Raw genomic sequence first — 19,474 nt, 5'->3', positions numbered from 1 at the left:
TTGGTCAAAAGATTTAATCCAGATAAACGAAGAAGGCCAAAGGTAGATGATTACTTTGGTGACTGGAAGTGGAGAGAAGCACTTGCAGAATCAATGGTTCCTATAGTCGGTAAACTCTATCGAAGCGGTATACGTATTTTAATGTATGGACGTCCCCTGCTGAATTGCTCTGCTTTAGAAATAATGAAATTACATAGATTCGTTAGGGAAGTTGAAGGAAATGAGCTTAGTGAGATTGAAACCTATCCAGTCCTAGAGCAAATTTCGAAGATGAAATTAATGCCATGCGAAATAGATATTGGCGAGATGGTTGTACATCTTTTAGAGAATAAACAACTAGATTCGGAAAAGTATGTTGACAAATGTTTAGCGGAACAAAAAAGAACAAAAAGATCTTATCCTCTTAGGCCAAAAGATATTGTTATTTATGGTTTTGGAAGAATTGGAAGAATCTTAACAAGAATACTTATAAGCGATACTGGTGCAGGAGCAAAATGGAGGCTTAGAGCGATTATTTTAAGAGATTCTGGACATGATGATGATCTAATAAAAAGGGCAGGTTTATTGAGAAATGACAGCGTTCATGGAGCGTTTCCCGGGACTATAAGAGTAAACAAACAAAATAATTCATTGATAATAAATGGAAATGAAGTTTCATTTATATACTCAGACAATCCAAAGAAGGTTAAATATAAAGACTTTGATATTAAGAGAGCGACTGTAATAGATAGCACTGGAGTATGGAGGGATGAAGAGGGGCTCTCACAACACGTAAAAAACCCAAGTGTTGAAAGAGTTTTATTAACTGCTCCTGGGAAAGGAAAAATTAAAAATATTGTTTTTGGAGTTAATGATGATAAAGCATCTTCTGAGGATAAAATGCTTGCAGCAGCATCATGTACTACTAATGCAATAGTCCCCGCTCTAAAACTTATCGATGATAATTTTAAGATTGTAAACGGTCACATTGAAACAGTTCACTCATTTACAAATGATCAAAATTTAATTGATAATTTCCACCCATCTGACCGAAGAGGCAGAAGTGCTGCCTTAAATCTTGTAATTACGGATACAGGTGCTGCTAAAGCTGTAGCTAAAATTCTCCCTGAATTAAAAGGAAAAATTACAGCAAATGCCATAAGAGTTCCAACTCCTAATGTTAGTCTTGCGATAATAAGCCTGACAGTTAAAAGAGGTGTTGGTGTAGATGAAGTGAATGAATGTTTTAGAAAAGCAGCATTTAGTTCAAATTTAAGAGAAACCATTGACTACTCAAACTCTATTGATGCTGTGTCATCGGATTATTACAGCAATGAATTTGCTTTAGTTTATGACTCTCAAGCAACAATTAGTAATTTTAACAATGTGACTATTTACTGTTGGTACGATAATGAGTATGGTTACAGCAGACAGGTTGTAAGGCTTTTGAAAAAAGTATTAGATGTCAACCTAGTAAGATATCCAAAGCAATAAATGAAAGAAATAAAGTTAAAAGGGGGATTGAATGTACCTCTTTTTGGCTCTGTAGAAAAATTCATAGTTGAAGATCTAGAGTCAAAATTTATAGGAATTTTAAGTGAAGATTATTTTGGTCTTAAGCCTAAATTTCTACTGTCTGAAGGTGATCAAGTAAGAGTTGGTCAACCAATTATTGAAGATAAGACCAATCATGGCTTTAAAATTGTCTCTCCGGTGAGTGGGGTAATAAGCTCAGTGAATAGAGGGGAAAAAAGAGCTTTAATATCAGTTGAGATAGAAAATGACAAAAAAAATACTCTTTTTGAATTAAATATAAGTGGTGATATAGGTGAGGATTTAAATAGTGCTGGACTTTGGGATAGCTTTAGGGAAAGGCCTTTTGATAGGGTGCCAAATATTAATTCAAAGCCAAACTATATTTTTGTAAATTGTTGTAGAAAAGACCCACTTGAATTAAACCCCAATCTCATAATTTCAAAGGAAAATAATTTTTTTGATTTGGGACTTGATGCACTGGAAGAACTTGCAGAGGATGCTGTATTTTTATGTGGTAATGAGGAAATAGAAACTGCTAATGAAAATGTAGAAAAATTTTTGATAAGTGGTAAGTACCCAAGTGGTAACAGTTCTGCTCACATCTATAAAATTTGTCCAATAAGAAAAAGTAAAAAAACTTGGACTATTAGTTGGCAGGATGTAATAAGAATTGGAAAATATATTTCCACCAAAAGTTATTGTTTTGACAAATATGTAAGTGTTACAGGTTCTGCCTGTGTTGAACCAAAACTACTCAAAACTGTCTCTGGAGCAAGCTTAACCGAATTAACAGCCGGTAATACAAACAAAGAAAGCAGACTTATTTCTGGGAGTGCATTATATGGTACATCTGGTGACAGCTATACCAGTTATCTTACAAGATACTCTGATCAAGTAACTATAATTTCGGATGAAAGGAGGGCGAACCTTTTCAATTGGCTGAAATTGGGCGAAAAAGATCATAGTGCCACAAATGTATTTCTCTCAAGCATTACAAAGCCTGAAAAGTTTGATTTTGATACAAATGTAAATGGAGGTTACAGAGCTATTGTGCCTATAGGTGTCTTTGATGAGGTTAACATTTTTGATATTGACCCAACATTGTTTTTGAAATCTTTAGCAATTGGAGATCTTGTAGCACTGCGAGAATTAGGTATTTTTGATTTGATTCCTGAAGATATGAGTGTTTTTTCATATGTTTGCCCTAGTAAATATGACTATGTGGCACTATTTAAAGATTGTATAGATGATATTTGGAAGGAGGAAAATTCTTGAAATTTTTAGAGAACTTTTTTGACAAAAATAGACCGCAGAAAAGTAATACTTTTTTCTATCTTTATGAGGTAGTTCAAAACTTCTTTTTTTCATCTAAAGTTGCAACAACTGGAAAAACTCACATTAGAGATAGAGTTGATGTTCAAAGGGTCATGGTTGTTGTGTGGCTTGCAACATTCCCAGCAATGTTCTGGGGAATGTATAACATGGGCTATTTTGGTCTAGACTATTTAGATAAGGGTGGTTTTTCAACAACAGGTGATTGGCATAACAGCCTTATTCAACTTGTTGGCACAGACCCTTCAAACCATCTGCATAGGTTTTGGTTTGGTATGGTTTATTTTGTTCCAATTTACCTTACCGTATTTATTACTGGTATAGCATGTGAAGCAATTTTTTCCACAATAAGAAGACATGAAATTAATGAAGGTGCATTTGTATCAACTGTTCTATTTTCACTTAGTTGCCCTCCAGACATTCCCTTGTGGCAAGCAGCAAGTGGAATTGCTTTTGGAATAGTAGTAGGAAAAGAACTTTTTGGTGGCACAGGAAAAAACTTTTTAAATCCGGCGCTAACTGGTAGAGCGTTTATCTATTTCGCATATCCAACTGAACTCTCTGGAGATATGGTTTGGGTTGCAGGTCTTGCTGATAATGGTTCAATTGATGGCTATTCTGGAGCAACAGCTCTTGGCATAGCTGCGTTAGAAGGAATGAACGGAATTAACAGTAATTTTTCATGGGGGCAAACGTTTTTTGGACAAATACCTGGATCGATAGGTGAAACGTCAACATTTTTAATTCTTCTTGCTGGGGCATATATGGTTTACACCAAAATCGCATCTTGGAGAATTATTTTTGGAACTTTAGCAGGAATGATTGTTATGAGTAGTGCTCTTAACTTAATTGGTTCAGACACTAACCCTATGTTTGCAATTCCCTGGTATTGGCATTTAACAATTGGTAGCTTTGCTTTTGGATTGGTGTATATGGCAACAGAGCCAGTAAGTGCCGCAAATACAAATATGGGTAGATGGATTTATGGAATTTCGATAGGAGTTATCGTTGTATTGATAAGGGTTATAAACCCTGCATTTCCTGAGGGAATGATGCTTGCAATTCTTTTTGCGAATCTCTTAGCTCCGGCTATAGATTTCACTATTACATCGTTAAATACTTCTCGAAGGATGGAGAGATATAATTCATGAAAAATTTATTTATTCCTTTATTAGCTTGTATAGCATGCGCTGTTGTAGTTTCCTTTACAGCTGTTTCTGTAAGATCAACACAAGAATTAAATTTAGAGAATGATAAAAAAAGTAAAATTCTTTTAGCTGCTGGAATAAATTCAGAAAACATCAATGAAGAATTTGAAAAAATAGAAATAATTTATGTAAATTTCAAATCAAATGAGCTTGTTGAGATGGATGAGAAATATGATCATTTAAAAGCGACTTTGAAATCTGACTTATCAACAGCAGTTCCAAAAGAAAAGGATATTGCCATTTTGAAAAGAATGGAAAATGTAGGACCAATGTATTTGTGGTTTGATAAAGAAGATAATATCGAAAAGGTTGTTTTGCCTATAAGAGGTTATGGTTTATGGGGAACGCTTTATGGATACATATCTCTTGCATCCGATTTAAATACAATAAACGGAATTGAATTTTATGAACATAAAGAAACTCCAGGACTAGGTGCGGAAGTTGAGAATGAGGAATGGAAAAATATTTGGAAAGGCAAAATTTTATATAACAAAGATGGGGGAGTTGAATTAAAGGTTGTGAAAGGAGCCTCTTCGAATAAATATGAGGTAGACGGTCTCTCTGGAGCAACTCTGACAAGTAATGGCGTTTCAAATATGATTGAATATTGGCTTGGACCAGAAGCCTACGGGCCCGCCTTAAAAATAGTAAAGGAGACATTTAACAGCTAATGAAACCATTAACTTTTAAAGAGTCAAAACAACTACTATTTGCTCCAATTATTGAAAATAATCCTATTGCTTTACAGATATTGGGAATATGTTCTGCTCTCGCAGTAACAGTAAAAATGGATGTAACCCTAGTGATGTGTGCAGCTTTAACTTCGGTAGTGGCATTATCTAATTTCTTCATATCACTCTTAAGATTTTACATTCCAGAAAACATAAGAATCATTGTTCAAATGACTGTGATTGCTTCTTTAGTGATAATTGTTGACGAGATTCTTAAAGCCTATGCTTACGAAGCAAGTAAACAGCTCTCTGTTTTTGTAGGTTTAATTATCACTAACTGTATTGTGATGGGTAGAGCGGAAGCCTATGCAATGAAAAATCCACCAATAAGAAGCTTTCTTGATGGATTGGGAAATGGATTGGGCTATAGTTTTATATTAATAGTAGTAGCAACAATAAGAGAGATTTTTGGAAGTGGTACATTTCTAGGTTTACAGGTAATGCCTGATTCGTACCCGACAAATAACTTCCTCTTATTACCACCAAGTTCATTTATCATTATTGGGTTGATGATTTGGGTCATAAGATCTATCAGTACGAGTCAAGTTGAAGAAGATGAAAATCCACTCAAGGCCCATACCTTCAAACCACTTGTAGCAAAAAAGGAGGCGTCTAATGGCTGAGCTAACAAGTTTATTTGTAAGAACAGTATTTATAGAGAATATAGCGTTGTCACTATTTTTAGGGATGTGTACTTTTTTTGCAATTTCAAAGCAAGTAAAAGCAGCCTTTGGTTTAGGGTTAGCTGTTATAGTTGTTTTAACATTAACTGTTCCCCTGAATAATATTATTTACACTTATGTGCTCAAGGAAGGTGCTTTATCATGGGCTGGTTTAGAAAATACAAATTTAGAATTTGTTGAACTTATTACTTACATCGGAGTGATCGCAGCTGCAGTACAAATTTTAGAAATGTTTCTTGATAAATATGTGCCAGCTCTTTATAACCAGCTTGGAATCTTTCTACCACTTATAACTGTTAATTGCGCAATTCTTGGAGCCTCTTTAATTATGGTAGAAAAGAACTATAACTTAATTGAGAGTGTTACCTATGGCTTCGGCGCAGGATTTGGCTGGGCGTTAGCAATAGTATTGCTTGCTGGTATTAGGGAAAAGCTTAAGTATAGCGATATTCCTGAAGGTCTCAGAGGACTGGGTATTACTTATATTATTGTTGGTTTAATGAGTTTTGGATTTATGTCATTTGGAGGAATAATACTTTAATGGATTTATATCTTGGGATTTTAGCTTTCACCCTTGTTGTATCAGTTTTAGTTGCATTTGTAATGTTGGCTCGTTCCCAGCTAGTTTCAACTGGTGATGTAACAATTGAGATTAACGACGATCCAGAAAAAAGTATCACGGTGCCTGCGGGTGGAAAGTTACTTAGCACACTAGCTGCAAAAAATATTTACCTCGCATCTGCATGTGGAGGTGGTGGTACCTGTGCGGAATGTAAATGCCAAGTTATAGATGGTGGTGGAGACATACTCTCTACTGAACAGTCTCACTTTAACTACAAACAACAGAATGACAATTGGCGTCTGTCTTGCCAAGTTCCAGTAAAGAGAGATATGAAAATTCAGATACCCGATGAGGTTTTTGGAGTAAAGGAGTGGGAGTGTGAAGTAATTTCAAATGAAAATGTAGCCACATTCATTAAAGAACTGGTTCTAAAGTTGCCAGAGGGAGAAAACGTAAGATTTAAAGCTGGTGGTTATGTTCAACTAGAAGCTCCAGCATATGAAGCAATAAAATATAAAGATTTTGAAATTGAGAAAGAATACCATTCTGACTGGGACAGATTTAAAGTTTGGGATAATGTAGCCTCAAACCCAGAACCAATAATACGAGCTTATTCAATGGCGAATTATCCTCTTGAAGAGGGTGTTTTAAAATTTAATATTAGGGTAGCATCTCCACCTCCTGGGTCAGACTTCCCACCTGGAGTGATGTCCTCTTACGTTTTTAGCTTAAAACCAGGAGACAAGGTAAAAGTTTTTGGTCCATTTGGAGAGTTCTTTGCAAAAGAAACTGAAAATGAAATGGTCTTTATTGGGGGAGGGGCTGGCATGGCTCCTTTAAGATCTCATATTTTTGATCAGTTACTAAGACTTAATTCAAATAGAAAAATCAGCTACTGGTATGGAGCAAGAAGTATGAAAGAAATTTTCTATCAAGATGAATTTGAAAAACTTGCAAAAGAACATGAAAACTTTTCATTTCATATAGCCCTATCAGATGCGCTTCCAGAGGACAATTGGAAAGGCCTTACAGGCTTCATACATCAAGTTACTCAAGACGAGTATCTTGCCAAACATCCTGCTCCAGAGGATTGTGAATACTATCTATGTGGTCCACCAATCATGAACTCTTCTTGCATTAAGATGCTCTCTGACTTAGGTGTTGAAGAAGAGAATATCATGCTGGATGACTTTGGTGGTTAGACATCTACTCTTAATTTTATTACTTGTTGGATGCCAACAATTTACCTATACAACTTCAAACGGTGAGATATATGGTACGAGTTATAAATATCGCTATGTTCATCCAGAAACACAGGAGCTAGATCCTTTAATTCCAGAAAAGATTGAAAAAGAACTTAATCGTATCGATTTAATATTTTCTACTTATAAAGAGAATTCTGAGGTATTAAATACTTCCATTGAAGAAATGAACTCTTGGTCAAAGGATTTGAAATATCTGTATGATCTTTCTTTAAATTTAAGTGAAATAAGTAAAAATTCTTTCGACCCTCTTCAAGGTGGGATTCTAGATTTCTCAGCTGTAGCCAAAGGTTACGCAGTTGATAAAGTAGCAGAAATTATGCAGGAAAACGGAATTAGTGATTACTTTATTGAGATAGGTGGTGAAATTAAAGCAAAGGGATTAGCCCCTCACCGAGGTAATTGGAAGTGGGCAATAGAAGACCCCTTCAGTATGAACCAAAAAATATTTAAATCGTTTTCTATGCCCTTTAAGGGACTTTCTATTGCTACTTCTGGAGAATATAAAAATCCAGGGCATATTTGGGGGGGAGGACCTAGAGATGTAGCTAACGTTACAGTATTACATGAAAGTGCTGCATACGCAGATGCTTGGGCTACTACAATGTATGTTTTAGGCACCAAAGAAGGTTTAAAAATTGCTGAAAACGAGCAAATAGCTGTTTTTTTTATTAAAAAAGATGGAGAAACTCTAAATTCTTCACAATGGAGTAGAATATATCCATGATTAACGTAATTCTAGGGCTGATTGTAGCCTCTTTAGCTATTCTTGGTATGTCTATAGGCCTAATACTAAAGAAAAAGCCTTTACAGCCAAGCTGTGGCGGTGTTTATCTATCAAAAGGAGATAAATGCGAAGTTTGTGGCAAAGTGAAGGATTAATCACATTTTATATTTACTAAGCTATACAGATAATTTTTGGTAGCTGTTTCATCCATCCAGCTATCAGAAGTAGAAATAAGGTCTAAACACCCAGAATTATCAAGATTAATAGGCATACCCTTGAATAGGTAATCATTATTGTCGTACATATTTGCTTTAGGTTTTTGAGGAAAAATATTTTCAGGCACAGAGACGAAAAATGCACTGCCGTCATTTAGCGCAATATGTGCTCCATGAAGATTTGATGAAAAATCTCTCGTCGAATGAAAGATGTCTAGATCACCATCTCCTTCAAAATCTCTTAGATAGATATTTCCTTCGCCGTGATGATTCTTATCTCGAGGTTGTTCCACAAAGTTGGTGGATGTAACATCTGTTAAATTTCCATGTCCATCTCCTAACAGAACCTGAATATATGCACCCTCATAATATGGGTTGTCCCTGGTAACAGATACGACAATATCTTTATTGCCATCATTATTTAAATCTCCATAAGCTGCATGATTATATTTATTATGATTTCTCCCAAAAGGACCAACGGGCAGCTCAACTTGAATCCAATTGCTAATATCTGAAGTTCCATTACTAAGGTATGCAAAACCTTCTTCTATGAAATTTTCAGGTCTGTTATCAAAGTTCCAGAAAACTAAATCATCATAGGAATCATTATTCAAATCTACTAAAAGGCTACTCATTGGATTTCCATAGTTTATTTGAAGAGATGTGCCTAAATATTCCTCAAATGAGAAGTTTCCAGTGCCGTCGTTCACCAATAAAATATTGCATGCAAAGATATCAATATCATTATCATTATCAAAATCTCCGATACTGGCATCATGGCTAAAATTACATTGCTTTCCATTTCCATTATTTTGATCATTGATGTTTCTACTAGACTCTTCGAATTTACCTGAGCTATTACTTAATAAGAGCAAGTCTGGGTAAGGTGAGATATAGTTTTTTGAATAATCCTCATTTCTATACTGAAGACCCATTGAACCAGCAAAAATATCATCTTTTCCATCATTATTGAAATCTGCTACAGCAAGTCGATAAGCAAAAGGGTGTTTTGGTGCTTCCCCTGAAACATATATATTTGGGTCATGATACAGATTGCCTGTGCCATCATTTAGATAAATATTGATAGGAGCATTGATTTTTTGCTCTGATTCCAATGTATGTGGAAATATCGCCCATGCTACAACAATGTCCTCAAAACCATCATTATTAAAATCCCCAGTTGCCATATTGTGTGCATCTTGGCCAAAAAGTTCATTTTCATATGAAGTGCAGTCTGCTGGAGTTGGGTAACAAATTACGCTTGTAAACCTATCAGTTATTTCAATACCTCCAAAACCTATATTATGTGATGCGAAGAAATCACTTTTTAACTCCCTGTAATTAAATGGAGTAGGAGATGGAAGAAATTGGAGAGCATTTACATCTCGAGAAACTTTATGGATTTTTCTTTGTGTTCTATTAGGGCAATCTATAGTTTCAACTGTACTGATATCAATAAAAAATTCCTCTTCATCTAGCACTGTTATAGGAGCTCTGTAAGAAAAATTTTTTTTATCAGAGGATGTAACCCAATGGATATCTGTGCCAGTGATATTAAAATTGCACTCATAGTTCGCACTTATTGAAATATTGAGCTGCTCATAACTTTTTACACTCTCTTTAAAATTACTTACAGAAAAAACAAATGTTTGTTGTTCGTTAATTAAGTTTTGAGAACTTTTTTCACTACTGCAAGAGAAGATAAATATTATTGAAAATAGCAATAAAAAAGATTTTTTAAGAAAGAAATTAAGCATTAAAAAAGCCTGCTCGATGCAGGCTTGAAAATCAAGTTTTATTTAAACTGTTCTTCTTCAGTTGAACCTTTAAGAGCTGAAGTAGAGCTTTCACCACCCTGAATACATTCATTTACTGCATCGAAATATCCAGTTCCAACTTCCTGTTGATGAGATACAAAAGTATAGCCCTTATTAGCATCTTCGAACTCTTCTTCCTGTAATCGTACATAAGCTGACATTCCATCATTAACATATTCTTTTGAAAGTTTGAACATGCTATGCCACATAGAATGTATTCCAGCCAGCGTGATAAATTGAAATTTGTAGCCCATAGCTCCTAGTTCTTTTTGAAACTTAGCTATAGTTTGTTCATCAAGATTCTTTTTCCAATTAAATGAAGGTGAGCAATTGTATGCCAGTAAAATTTCAGGGTGATCTTTTTTAATTGCTTCAGCAAAAACCTTTGCTTGCTCTAAATCCGGTTTTGATGTTTCGCACCAAACTAAATCAGAGTAGGGCGCATAAGCCAAACCTCTTGCTATTGCCTGATCTAGACCAGCTTTAGACCTATAAAAACCTTCCGAAGTTCGCTCTCCAGTTAAAAATGGTCTGTCTGTTTCGTCAACGTCTGATGTCACAAGGTCTGCTGCGTCAGCATCAGTTCTTGCAACTAATATTGTTGGGGTATTAGATACATCTGCTGCTAACCTCGCAGCTATAAGCTTTTCTACAGCATCTTTTGTTGGCACTAAAACTTTCCCTCCCAAATGACCACATTTCTTTACACTGGCAAGCTGATCTTCAAAATGAACTCCTGCAGCTCCGGCACGAATCATTCGCTTCATTAATTCAAAGGCATTTAATACGCCTCCAAAACCTGCCTCTGCGTCAGCAATAATAGGTGCAAAAAAATCAAACTTTGGTTCACCATTTGTATTCATCCATTCAATTTGATCAGCACGTCTAAAAGCATTATTAATTCTAGTAATTACATTTGGCACTGAATCGACAGGATAAAGTGATTGATCTGGATACATTGTTTCAGCAGAATTATTGTCCGCAGCAACCTGCCATCCTGAAAGATATATTGCCTTTACACCGGCTTTAACTTGTTGGACAGCTTGTCCGCCAGTTAGTGCACCCAAGCAATTAATGTATTCTTCAGTCTCTAAATATTTCCAAAGCTTTTCAGCACCTTTCCTTGCAAGTGTGCTTTCAGGTTGCAGAGAGCCTCTTAGTTTGACAACTTCTTCTGCAGAATAAGGTCTTTTTACGTGTTTCCATCTTGGGTTTTCAGCCCAATCCTTCTCGAGAGAAGCTACTTGTTCAGCTAACTTCATTTAAATACTCCTATATGCTGGCAATGTAAGAAAATCAGTTAATTCTCCGCTTTGAACTAAATCTTTTAAAAGTGATTTAGCCTCGGAAAACTTACCTGAAGCCAAAGAGTCTTGCCCAATCTCTTCTTGAACGACATTGTATTCTTCATCTAAAATTTTTTCAAATGTTTGCTCCGAACATACTAAACCTGTATCTAGTTCTACTGAATGCTTAACCCATTGCCATAGAGAACTTCTTGATATTTCAGCTGTTGCTGCGTCTTCCATAAGTCCATAAATTGGTACACACCCAATACCTCTAAGCCAGGCTTCAATATATCTCAAACAGACTCTAATATTTGAACGGAAGCACTCTTCCGTAAAATTTCCTTCACAAGGAGTAATAAGATCTTTAGCGTTAATATGATCGTCCTCTCTAAGAATATGCATCTGATTTGTTCTTCCTGGTTCGAATGCATTTGAGAAAACATTATTTGCAATATCAGATAAACCAGGGTGGGCAATCCAAGTTCCGTCATGTCCATTAGACGTTTCAAGAAGCTTATCTCCCATTACTTTTTCGGTAACAATTTTGTTTTCGTCAGGATCTTTTGATGGTATGAAGGCTGCCATCCCCCCCATAGCAAAGGCACCTCTTTTATGGCAGGTTTTGATAAGCAATCTAGAGTACGCGTTTAAAAAAGGTTGATTCATTCCTACCTGATATCTGTCTGGTAATAATTTATCCGAATGCTTTTGAAAGGTTTTAATGTAACTAAAAATATAATCCCATCTACCACAGTTAAGTCCAACAATGTGATCTTTTAGTTCATACAAAATTTCTTCCATTTCAAAAACTGCTGGAAGCGTTTCAATGAGACATGTCACTCTCACAGTTCCTTTTGGAATATTTAGATTTTCCTCAGCAAAAGAAATGATATCGTTCCAAAGTCTAGCTTCTAAATGCGATTGAAGTTTTGGGATATAAAAGTAAGGTCCAGTATTTTTATTCATCAATTCTTTAGCATTATGAAAAAGATAATATCCAAAATCGACCAAGCACCCATATGGCTGAGAGCCATCGATTGTCAAACCTTTCTCTTTTAAATGAATGCCTCTGACCCTACACATTAATGTTGCAATCTCATCATTCAATTTATATTTTTTTCCATTCTCAGGATTTTCAAAAGAAATTGTTCGTCTTACAGCATCGAAGAGATTTTTTTGTCCATTAGCTACGTTTTCCCATGTGGGACTTAGTGAGTCTTCAAAATCTGCCATAAATACTTTCACATCTGAATTTAAAGCGTTGATAATCATCTTTCGATCTACTGGGCCTGTAATCTCTACTCTCCTGTCAAGAAGATCCTTTGGTATTGGCCTCACTTGCCATTCTGATTCTCTTATTTCTTTAGTATCGTCTAGAAAATCTGGCAGACTTCCCTCATCGAAAGACTTCTGTCTTTTTTTTCTTTCTTCTAACAAAGTATTAATTTTTGTATCAAATTTCTTATGTAAATTTTCAACAAAATAATTGGCATCCTCAGAAAAAATTTCCTGAGATTCTTCGGGTATATCAAAATTAAATTTCATATTTTTCCTTATAATTTAGCTAACTCTTCAGCAATTCCCACGTATGTTTGAGGAGTTAAATTTTTTAGAGTTTTTTTATGACTTTTATCAACTACTAATTCATCTATGATTTTTAAATAAGTCTCTTTATCCATCGCATTTCCACGTGATATTTTCTTCACCTTTTCGTAAGGCTCAACAACACCCTCAAGCCTTAGAAAGGTTTGAATTGCTTCAGTTAAAATTTCGTATTTTCCATCTAATTCTTTACCAATAATAGCTCTATTTGCCTCGAGTTTATTAAGGCCTTTGAGTAGAGAATTTACAGAAAGCTCGAAATATCCATAAGCAGAACCAATGCTCCTAAGCACTGTTGAATCAGACAGATCTCTTTGAAGTCGGGAAATAGGTAATTTTTCTGAGAGATGAGAAAATAAAGCGTTTGATAAACCTAGATTTCCTTCTGCATTTTCAAAATCTATAGGATTAACTTTATGTGGCATTGTTGACGAGCCAACTTCACTTTTAAGAACTTTCAATTTGAAATAATCCATTGATATGTATGTCCAAATATCTCTGGAAAGGTCCAGTAAAATATTTGAAATTCTTTGCATAGAATTGAATTGCTCTGCCATAAAATCGTGTGGTTCAATTTGAGTGCTTACTTCACACAGTTCAACTTCTGACTCTTTCAAAAATTTTCTTGATATTGTTACCCAATTTTTCTTGAAAACTAGCTGATGCACATTGTAATTTCCTGTAGCTCCTCCCCATTTTGCTCTTGCTTGAAGTTGCTTCATAGTCTTAATTTCTCTTTCAAGCCTAGTTTTAAAAACATTGATCTCTTTACCTAAAGTAGTAGGGCTTGCAGGCTGTCCATGAGTTTTAGAAAGCATTGCCAAATCTGCATATTTCGATCTCATTTTGTTTAATATTGAAATCACTTCTTGAACCCAGTTTTGTGATGCATTCTGAATCTCCTTCATCATAATTGCATAGCTAAAACTATTTACATCTTCTGAAGTCAGAAAAATATGAATTAAATTCTTAAATTCTTTTTGTTTAAATTTTTCGCCTAAAGCAAGTTCAACTGCTTTAACATCATGATTTGTAGTTTTCTCTATCTCTTTTACTTTCAAGGGTAAATTTTTTGGTAATTTTTTTAGAAGTGAATCGAGCTTTTTAAAGTCTGATTTTTTAATAAGATCTTTTCTGAAGTTTTTTATAAAAAATTTGAGCCACTTTAACTCAACAGTTAATCTTTTATTAATCAAAGATTCTTCAGAGAATATCTCACGACTTTCTTTTGTTTTATCGCGGTATCTTCCATCAAGAGGAGAGAGGTTCCTCAGATTTGTCTCATCCATAGACTTGGTAATTATAACCTCGATTTTCTGCCCAGTTGTAAAAATCTTTTGAAATTCTTTCCTTTATAATTCCACCGCCTAAACATTCCTCTCCTGAATACAATACAGCTGACTGTCCAGGAGTAACTGCCAACTCAGGCTTGTCAAAAATAATTTTATAGCACCCTTTAACTTTTTTAAGCTTGCAACTAACTGCTTTTGATTGGTATCTAATCTGAACTTTAAGATTTTTTTCATCAAAAATTTGATCGTCAATCCAGTGCAACTTTTCTACAAAACAACCATCACTATATAACAGTGGATGTGAACCACCCTGAACAACAGTCAGCTCATTATTTTCAATATTTTTATGAGCAACATACCAAGAGTCTTGCAATTTACCTTTTACTCCTCCAATACCAATTCCTTGTCTTTGGCCAAGAGTAAAGTACATAAGCCCTTGATGATTGCCCAATTTTTCTCCATGCTCATCTAAAATCGAGCCGGGTTTTTTTCCTAAAAAATTAGAAATAAAAACATTGTAATTATTTTTACCAATGAAACAGATTCCTACAGAGTCTTTCTTATTCATAGTCAATAGTTTGTTGTCTGAAGCTATCTTTCTTACTTCAGTTTTCTTTAGTTCTCCAAGTGGAAATATTGCTCTATTTAAATCTTTCCCTTTTACTTGATGCAAAAAATATGACTGATCTTTTTTTTCATCAAACCCTCTTAGTAATTTTGAGTTGCTCCCAGAAACTTTTGTCCTGACATAATGTCCAGTTGCAATATAATCAGCTCCAATATCAAGACAATAATCAAGAAATGCTCTGAATTTTATTTCTTTATTGCAAAGAATATCTGGATTAGGCGTTAATCCTCGGTGATGATCATCTAGGAAATTTTCAAAAACTTTCTCCCAATACTGAGATGAAAAGTTTGCTTTCATTAAGGGTATGCCAATTTGATCACAAACTTTTTCAGCATCTTTGTAATCTTCCTCAGATGTGCACTTAATATTTGGAGTTTCATTGGTCCAATTTTGCATGAACAGCCCTTGAACATTAAAACCCGATGATTTTAATAATAATGCTGCAACGGAGGAATCAACGCCTCCTGATATTCCTACTATTACTTTCTTACTTTTATTCATATCAATTTAAATTAAGTCTTAATATTTAATGCAAATGTAAGTATAATCAAGCACGATTTAATCAACATGAACTCATCAAAAGTAAAAGTACCAGCCAAAGGCGAAAAAATTACTCTAAAACAAGGCAAACTTGTTGTTCCAGATAATCCTATTATTCCATTTATAGAGGGCGATGGTATTGGAATTGATATTACCCCAGTAATGAAGAAGGTAGTTGATGCATCTGTAGAGGCTGCTTATGGAAGTAAAAGAAAAATCAGCTGGATGGAAGTTTTTTGTGGTGAAAAATCAGTAAAAGTTTACGGTGCTGACGAATGGCTTCCAAAAGAAACTTTAGAGTTGTGTAAAGAATACATCGTTTCTATAAAAGGACCACTTACAACACCAGTTGGAGGGGGTATAAGATCATTAAATGTAGCTTTGAGACAAGAACTAGATCTATATGTTTGCTTAAGACCAGTTAAGTATTTTAAAGGAACTCCAAGCCCCGTGAAACATCCTGAGCTTGTGGATATGGTAATTTTTAGAGAAAACTCTGAAGATATTTACGCTGGTGTTGAATTTGAATCTAATACTGACGGAGCAAAAAAACTTATTAAAGTTCTAAAAGAGCAATTTGATGTGCAAAAAATACGATTTCCTGAAAATTGCGGAATAGGAATTAAACCTGTTTCAGAAGAGGGCAGCAAAAGACTCATAAGGAAATCATTTGAATATGCAATAAAAAATGATAGGAAGTCGGTTTCCCTAATTCATAAAGGGAATATTCAAAAATTTACCGAGGGGGCGTTTAGAGATTGGGGTTACGAACTTGCAGAAGAAGAGTTTGACGCAAAGCCAATTGATGGTGGTCCATGGCATTCAATGATAAATCCAAACAACGGAAATGAAATTATTATTAAAGATGTAATCTGTGATGCATTCTTGCAACAAATTCTTCACCGACCTGCAGAGTATGATGTGCTAGCTTCACCAAATTTAAATGGTGACTATATATCTGATGCTTTGGCTGCACAAGTTGGAGGCATTGGAATAGCACCCGGAGCAAACTTAGGGGATGAAATAGCAATTTTTGAAGCGACGCATGGAACTGCGCCAAAATACGCTGGACAAGATAGAGTAAATCCTGGTTCGTTAATTTTATCTGCTGAAATGATGTTAAGGCATTTAGGATGGACCGAAGCAGCTGATATGATTTTGGTTGCAATGGAAAAAACCATCAAGAAAAAAACAGTAACTTATGATTTTGCTAGATTGATTGATGATCCGATTGAAGTAAGTTGTTCAGATTTTGGCGAACATCTAATCAAAAAATTCTAAAATGCCTGAAGAAACATTTACTACTGGAAATGTCCAGTTAGAGGAAGAGGAGACACAAGTTGGTCATCCGCCGTTATTTGCCGTAGTTTTTTTTAATGATGACTATACTCCAATGGAGTTTGTTGTGTATGTAATTCAGAAATTTTTTGGTTTTGATCATGCAAAATCAACTGAAATAATGCTTCAAATACATAATGACGGGAAAGGCTATTGTGGCGCATTTTCACAAGAAATTGCTGAAACAAAATCACAACAGATAAATCGATTTTCAAAAGAAAATGAACATCCTTTGAAAACAGATATTGAAGAATTGGCAAAAGATTAGATATATTAGATATATGCTTTCAAAAGATTTAGAAAATGCACTCAATGAACTTTTCAAAGAATGCTCTGAAAATTCAGAAGAATTTGTAACAATTGAACATCTACTTTTGGTTTTAACCAAAGAGGAATCTTCTAGAAAAATTTTCGAACACCTTTCAGTTGATGTGAATAGTTTAGAAAAAGAGGTAAAGGATTACATCAAAAAAAATGTGCCGAAAACTAAAGAGAAGAAAGAGATTCAGCCAACACTCGCATTTCAAAGAGTTCTTCAAAGAGCTATTTTTCACGTTCAATCAAGTGGTAAAACTGAAGTTCACGGTGAAAATCTTTTAGCAGCCTTGTTTTCTGAAAAAGAAAGTTATGCAGTGTACATGCTTAGCAGAAGAAATATTTCAAGATTAGATATCGTTGAATATATTTCACATGGAAAAAATACATCTGTTGAAACAGCTGACCCTGCAGAAAAGACAACATCGCAACCTGAAACTTTGCCAGACTTTTTAACAAACTTAAATAAAGAGGCAGAAAAGGGCAATATTGATCCTTTGATTGGTAGAGATGATACCTTGGAGAGATTATTTCAAATACTTGGTAGAAGAAGAAAGAATAACCCTGTACTTGTTGGCGAGTCTGGTGTTGGTAAAACCGCCATAGCTGAGGGACTAGCAAAAGCTATTGCAGAGGGTAGGGCGCCAAAAATTTTTAAAGATTATCAGGTTATGTCATTAGACGTAGGTAGTCTTGTTGCAGGAACAAAATACAGAGGAGATTTTGAGAAAAAAATGAAGACTCTAACCTCCTTTTTAGAAAAAAAAGAAAATGTAATTTTATTTGTAGATGAAATTCATACTATTATTGGAGCAGGCTCAGCATCAGGGGGTGCTTTAGATGCTTCAAATCTACTTAAACCAGCATTAGCAAGAGGAGATGTAAGGTGTGTTGGTGCAACAACTTATAAAGAGTATAGGCAGGTATTTGAAAAAAATAGTTCGCTATCTAGAAGATTCCAACAAATACCAATTGATGAACCGTCAATAGATGAAACTATAGCTATTCTTGATGGTTTAAAAAGAAAATTTGAAGAATTTCATGGTATTTCATATTCCAAAGAAGCCTTAAAGTCTGCCGTTGAGTTGTCCAACAAATATTTACAGGATTCTAAACTTCCAGATAAAGCTATAGACCTAATTGATGAAGCTGGTTCAGAAAAGAAACTTGCAAAAAATATGGGTAAAACAATAAGAAAATCAGATATTGAAAATTTAATTTCAAAAATTACAAAAATTCCAGCAATGCAATTAAGCGCAAGTAATAAGGAAAACCTGAATAGTCTTGAGGGGAACCTTAAGTCTGTAATCTTTGGCCAAAATCATGCTGTTGAGGCAGTAGTTGCAGCAATTAAAACGGCTAAGGCAGGTATTGGTAACGATGAAAAACCAATATCATCTTTTCTATTCACCGGCCCAACAGGAGTAGGAAAAACTGAGCTCACTAAACAGTTAGCACAATTCCTTGGTATAGATTTTGTCAGAATAGATATGTCAGAATTTATGGAGAAACACAGCATCTCAAAACTAATAGGATCTCCTCCTGGATATGTTGGTTACGATCAAGGCGGATATTTGACTGAGGAGATTAATAAAAAGCCACACTCTGTACTTCTTTTAGATGAAATTGAAAAAGCACATCCTGATATTTTTAATATTCTTCTACAAGTTCTTGATTATGGAACTCTAACAGACAGCAATGGAAGAAATATTAATTTTAAAAATACCATAATCGTTATGACTTCAAATACTGGAGCAGTTGAGGCAGATAACGAGGCAGTCGGCTTCATAGAACAGGAATCGGTAGATAAGTTTGAAAAAGCTGTTTCAAAAGCTTTTACACCTGAATTTAGAAATAGGCTTGATGGAATAATCAACTTCAATAAGCTCGATAATAATAATTTAAATTCGGTTGTAGAAAAGTTGCTTGTTGAGGTTCAGGCAAAGCTAAATCTTAAAGGAATTGATTTGGAGTGGACTGATGCTGTGGTGCAAAAGATACTTGATGAAGGATTTGATGCGAAACTTGGTGCTAGACCCTTGTCAAGATCAGTTGATAAGCATATTAAAAAACCTGTCTCCGCAATGCTCATAGATGATAAGGCAAAAAAAGGTGACACAATCTTAGTTGGAATTAAGGCGAAACAATTAAACTTTAAAGTAAAGAAAAAAGAAAAAATTACTTAGTTCTAAAGGTAATTCTTCCTTTGCTGAGATCATAAGGGGAGAGCTCTACAGTTACATTATCACCATTCATTATTCTGATATAGTTTTTTCTCATTTTCCCAGAGATGTGTGCTGTAATGACATGATCATTCTCAAGCTGAACTCTGAAAACAGTATTAGGTAATACCTCTATTACCTTTCCTTGCATTTCAATAGTATCTTTGCCTGCCATGAAAGATTATTGTAATCAGTA

18 protein-coding genes are annotated in these 19,474 nt (G+C 34.9%); 12 read left to right on the top strand and 6 right to left on the bottom strand.

Features of this window, described 5'->3' with window-relative positions:
- From M9B42_02335 to M9B42_02295, 9 genes are read left to right on the top strand one after another with little or no spacing between them, the layout of a single operon-like run.
- Positions 1–1,473, top strand: a complete 1,473-nt coding sequence (locus tag M9B42_02335; GenBank protein ID URQ64682.1) for a glyceraldehyde-3-phosphate dehydrogenase — start codon at positions 1–3, stop codon at positions 1,471–1,473.
- The gene (gene nqrA, locus M9B42_02330) at positions 1,474–2,790 is read left to right on the top strand and encodes an NADH:ubiquinone reductase (Na(+)-transporting) subunit A (protein URQ64681.1); all 1,317 of its coding nucleotides are present in this window, start codon (positions 1,474–1,476) and stop codon (positions 2,788–2,790) included.
- Positions 2,787–3,998 (top strand): NADH:ubiquinone reductase (Na(+)-transporting) subunit B, encoded by a 1,212-nt coding sequence (locus M9B42_02325; GenBank protein URQ64680.1) that lies wholly within the window; start codon positions 2,787–2,789, stop codon positions 3,996–3,998. The genes nqrA and M9B42_02325 overlap by 4 nt, the downstream gene beginning before the upstream one ends.
- Positions 3,995–4,726, top strand: coding sequence for a Na(+)-translocating NADH-quinone reductase subunit C (locus tag M9B42_02320; GenBank protein ID URQ64679.1), 732 nt, complete (start codon positions 3,995–3,997; stop codon positions 4,724–4,726). Before M9B42_02325 ends, M9B42_02320 begins: the two co-directional genes overlap by 4 nt.
- Entirely contained in the window at positions 4,726–5,409 is a 684-nt protein-coding gene (locus M9B42_02315) for an NADH:ubiquinone reductase (Na(+)-transporting) subunit D (protein URQ64678.1), read from the top strand. Before M9B42_02320 ends, M9B42_02315 begins: the two co-directional genes overlap by 1 nt.
- Complete coding sequence (gene nqrE, locus M9B42_02310; GenBank protein URQ64677.1) at positions 5,402–6,010, top strand: NADH:ubiquinone reductase (Na(+)-transporting) subunit E; 609 nt, start codon at positions 5,402–5,404, stop codon at positions 6,008–6,010. The genes M9B42_02315 and nqrE overlap by 8 nt, the downstream gene beginning before the upstream one ends.
- Positions 6,010–7,233: an NADH:ubiquinone reductase (Na(+)-transporting) subunit F gene (gene nqrF, locus M9B42_02305; protein ID URQ64676.1), complete on the top strand. Its 1,224-nt coding sequence runs from the start codon at positions 6,010–6,012 to the stop codon at positions 7,231–7,233. The genes nqrE and nqrF overlap by 1 nt, the downstream gene beginning before the upstream one ends.
- Positions 7,226–8,020: an FAD:protein FMN transferase gene (locus tag M9B42_02300; protein ID URQ64675.1), complete on the top strand. Its 795-nt coding sequence runs from the start codon at positions 7,226–7,228 to the stop codon at positions 8,018–8,020. Before nqrF ends, M9B42_02300 begins: the two co-directional genes overlap by 8 nt.
- On the top strand, positions 8,017–8,175 hold the full coding sequence (locus M9B42_02295) for a hypothetical protein (protein ID URQ64674.1): 159 nt from the start codon (positions 8,017–8,019) through the stop codon (positions 8,173–8,175). The genes M9B42_02300 and M9B42_02295 overlap by 4 nt, the downstream gene beginning before the upstream one ends.
- Here M9B42_02295 and M9B42_02290 read toward each other — a convergent pair.
- Genes M9B42_02290 through mnmA form a run of 5 tightly spaced genes read right to left on the bottom strand, consistent with a single transcriptional unit; the run spans position 8,172 to position 15,364 of the window.
- Positions 8,172–9,992 (bottom strand): VCBS repeat-containing protein, encoded by a 1,821-nt coding sequence (locus M9B42_02290; protein ID URQ64673.1) that lies wholly within the window; start codon positions 9,990–9,992, stop codon positions 8,172–8,174. The genes M9B42_02295 and M9B42_02290 overlap by 4 nt on opposite strands.
- Positions 9,993–10,030: 38 nt before the next feature.
- Positions 10,031–11,314, bottom strand: a complete 1,284-nt coding sequence (gene aceA, locus M9B42_02285; GenBank protein ID URQ64672.1) for an isocitrate lyase — start codon at positions 11,312–11,314, stop codon at positions 10,031–10,033.
- Positions 11,315–12,886: a malate synthase A gene (gene aceB / locus M9B42_02280; GenBank protein ID URQ64671.1), complete on the bottom strand. Its 1,572-nt coding sequence runs from the start codon at positions 12,884–12,886 to the stop codon at positions 11,315–11,317. It lies immediately after the preceding gene.
- Positions 12,887–12,894: 8 nt separating this feature from the next.
- Positions 12,895–14,232 (bottom strand): adenylosuccinate lyase, encoded by a 1,338-nt coding sequence (gene purB / locus M9B42_02275; protein ID URQ64670.1) that lies wholly within the window; start codon positions 14,230–14,232, stop codon positions 12,895–12,897.
- Positions 14,225–15,364 (bottom strand): tRNA 2-thiouridine(34) synthase MnmA, encoded by a 1,140-nt coding sequence (gene mnmA, locus M9B42_02270; protein URQ64669.1) that lies wholly within the window; start codon positions 15,362–15,364, stop codon positions 14,225–14,227. The genes purB and mnmA overlap by 8 nt, the downstream gene beginning before the upstream one ends.
- A 66-nt stretch (positions 15,365–15,430) precedes the next feature.
- Here mnmA and icd point away from each other — a divergent pair, with 66 nt between their 5' ends.
- From icd to M9B42_02255, 3 genes are read left to right on the top strand one after another with little or no spacing between them, the layout of a single operon-like run.
- The gene (gene icd, locus M9B42_02265; protein URQ64668.1) at positions 15,431–16,684 is read left to right on the top strand and encodes an NADP-dependent isocitrate dehydrogenase; all 1,254 of its coding nucleotides are present in this window, start codon (positions 15,431–15,433) and stop codon (positions 16,682–16,684) included.
- Position 16,685: 1 nt separating this feature from the next.
- A complete protein-coding gene (clpS, locus tag M9B42_02260; protein ID URQ64667.1) occupies positions 16,686–17,009 on the top strand; it encodes an ATP-dependent Clp protease adapter ClpS in 324 nt (107 codons plus the stop codon).
- Between the two features lie 13 nt (positions 17,010–17,022).
- Entirely contained in the window at positions 17,023–19,242 is a 2,220-nt protein-coding gene (locus tag M9B42_02255; protein ID URQ64666.1) for an ATP-dependent Clp protease ATP-binding subunit, read from the top strand.
- On the opposite strand, the gene infA is transcribed toward M9B42_02255, so the two are convergent.
- Positions 19,235–19,453 carry a translation initiation factor IF-1 gene (gene infA, locus M9B42_02250; protein URQ64665.1) on the bottom strand — a complete coding sequence of 73 codons (219 nt, stop codon included), beginning with the start codon at positions 19,451–19,453 and terminating at the stop codon, positions 19,235–19,237. The two genes, M9B42_02255 and infA, sit on opposite strands and share 8 nt — an antisense overlap.
- Positions 19,454–19,474 lie beyond the last annotated feature (21 nt).

It is taken from the genome of SAR86 cluster bacterium, assembly GCA_023703535.1.
Taxonomy (GTDB): domain Bacteria; phylum Pseudomonadota; class Gammaproteobacteria; order Magnimaribacterales; family TMED112; genus TMED112.
Note: the sequence above shows the minus strand (reverse complement) of the source record. Positions and strands in the feature narration are given on the sequence as shown.

Bases quoted from the DNA above. Each gene is read 5' to 3' on its own strand.
- nqrA (URQ64681.1), top strand. From the start codon at position 1,474: ATGAAAGAAATAAAGTTAAAAGGGGGATTGAATGTACCTCTTTTTGGC.
- M9B42_02320 (URQ64679.1), top strand. From the start codon at position 3,995: ATGAAAAATTTATTTATTCCTTTATTAGCTTGTATAGCATGCGCTGTT.
- M9B42_02315 (URQ64678.1), top strand. From the start codon at position 4,726: ATGAAACCATTAACTTTTAAAGAGTCAAAACAACTACTATTTGCTCCA.
- nqrE (URQ64677.1), top strand. From the start codon at position 5,402: ATGGCTGAGCTAACAAGTTTATTTGTAAGAACAGTATTTATAGAGAAT.
- nqrF (URQ64676.1), top strand. From the start codon at position 6,010: ATGGATTTATATCTTGGGATTTTAGCTTTCACCCTTGTTGTATCAGTT.
- M9B42_02295 (URQ64674.1), top strand. From the start codon at position 8,017: ATGATTAACGTAATTCTAGGGCTGATTGTAGCCTCTTTAGCTATTCTT.
- M9B42_02290 (URQ64673.1), bottom strand. From the start codon at position 9,992: ATGCTTAATTTCTTTCTTAAAAAATCTTTTTTATTGCTATTTTCAATA.
- aceA (URQ64672.1), bottom strand. From the start codon at position 11,314: ATGAAGTTAGCTGAACAAGTAGCTTCTCTCGAGAAGGATTGGGCTGAA.
- aceB (URQ64671.1), bottom strand. From the start codon at position 12,886: ATGAAATTTAATTTTGATATACCCGAAGAATCTCAGGAAATTTTTTCT.
- purB (URQ64670.1), bottom strand. From the start codon at position 14,232: ATGGATGAGACAAATCTGAGGAACCTCTCTCCTCTTGATGGAAGATAC.
- mnmA (URQ64669.1), bottom strand. From the start codon at position 15,364: ATGAATAAAAGTAAGAAAGTAATAGTAGGAATATCAGGAGGCGTTGAT.
- icd (URQ64668.1), top strand. From the start codon at position 15,431: ATGAACTCATCAAAAGTAAAAGTACCAGCCAAAGGCGAAAAAATTACT.
- clpS (URQ64667.1), top strand. From the start codon at position 16,686: ATGCCTGAAGAAACATTTACTACTGGAAATGTCCAGTTAGAGGAAGAG.
- M9B42_02255 (URQ64666.1), top strand. From the start codon at position 17,023: ATGCTTTCAAAAGATTTAGAAAATGCACTCAATGAACTTTTCAAAGAA.
- infA (URQ64665.1), bottom strand. From the start codon at position 19,453: ATGGCAGGCAAAGATACTATTGAAATGCAAGGAAAGGTAATAGAGGTA.